Below are 470 nucleotides of genomic sequence, written 5' to 3' on the forward strand. Positions count from 1 at the left end.
AAAGATATTCTATCATTTATATAACTGCCATCCATCAATATTCATTTTTTATTGTTACTTTTGTGAGAAAATGAAAGAGTTATGAACCAACCAGTAAAGCGCAAACGTATTCCGTATGGAATGATGAACTTTATCGATGTCCGCGAAGACGACTGTTATTACGTGGACAAGACACATTATATCCCTCTCATAGAGAACGCGAACAAGTATTTCTTTTACATTCGCCCGCGAAGGTTCGGAAAGAGCTTAACGATCTCCATGCTCCGACATTATTATAACATATTAGAAGCGGACAAGTTTGAGAAATGGTATGGCGACCTGTACATAGGAAAGCATCCCACTCCCGAACGAAATTCATATCTCATCATTTATCTAAACTTTGCCGTAGTTAATGCCGAATTAAATAGTTATCGGCAATCATTGGACGCACATTGCAACACAGAATTCAATTTCTTCTGCGATGTCTACGC

1 protein-coding gene is annotated in these 470 nt (G+C 38.1%); it reads left to right on the forward strand.

All coding sequences use genetic code 11. The features are described 5' to 3' along the window. Positions 1-81: 81 nt before the first annotated feature. Positions 82-470: AAA family ATPase (locus tag KTR06_RS24370; RefSeq protein WP_217290899.1), on the forward strand; the 389-nt coding region annotated here is incomplete at its 3' end.

Origin of the sequence: Bacteroides sp. MSK.20.12, from assembly GCF_019052435.1 — a bacterium.
In the GTDB taxonomy this organism is placed as follows: Bacteria; Bacteroidota; Bacteroidia; order Bacteroidales; family Bacteroidaceae; genus Bacteroides; species Bacteroides xylanisolvens.